Source organism: Acinetobacter sp. P8-3-8 (assembly GCF_000214135.1).
Lineage (GTDB): Bacteria > Pseudomonadota > Gammaproteobacteria > Pseudomonadales > Moraxellaceae > Acinetobacter.
In genome coordinates, this window is record NZ_AFIE01000159.1 from 1 (window position 1) to 530 (window position 530).

Genomic DNA, 530 nt, shown 5'->3' on the forward strand with positions numbered 1-530 from the left:
ACTTCTCTATCTCCTGGATCTGAATGCCTGTTTCCCTCCCCAAAATAGGGAACTACTCAGCTATGATTTGTTCAAATATGCTTTCTGGCCCTCTGGAACCCCAATTATACTAGAATTTTCCTTCTGAGGCTGTCATTTATTTCCCTTAACCTTTCCTCATGGTCTTTTAATTGTTTTTCTCGTTTTCCCTCAGCTTCCTTTCCTTGCCATCAACTTGTCTTCTATGTCACTCACTTTTTCTTCTACCTCATTAACCCTCATCATTAGGACCTCCAGTTTGGATTGCATCTCATTTAATTGATTTTTAATTTGGCCTGATTAGATCTAAATTCTGTAGTCATGAAGTCTCTTGAATCCTTTATTCTTATCTCCAGAGCTACCAGTAGCTTTATAATTTTGCTTCTGAATTGGCTTTCTGACATCGAATTGTAATCCAAATTCTGTAACTCTGTGGCAGAGAGTACTGTTTCTGATTCTTTCTTTTGTGGTGAGTTCTTCTTTCTAGTCATTTTGCTCAGTGCAGAGTGGCT

At 38.3% G+C, this 530-nt stretch carries 1 protein-coding gene; it reads right to left on the minus strand.

Annotation, left to right across the window (positions count from 1 at the left end; genetic code table 11):
- Window positions 1-293 precede the first annotated feature (293 nt).
- Window positions 294-530: hypothetical protein (locus GGG_RS21490; protein WP_010118142.1), on the minus strand; the 237-nt coding region annotated here is incomplete at its 5' end.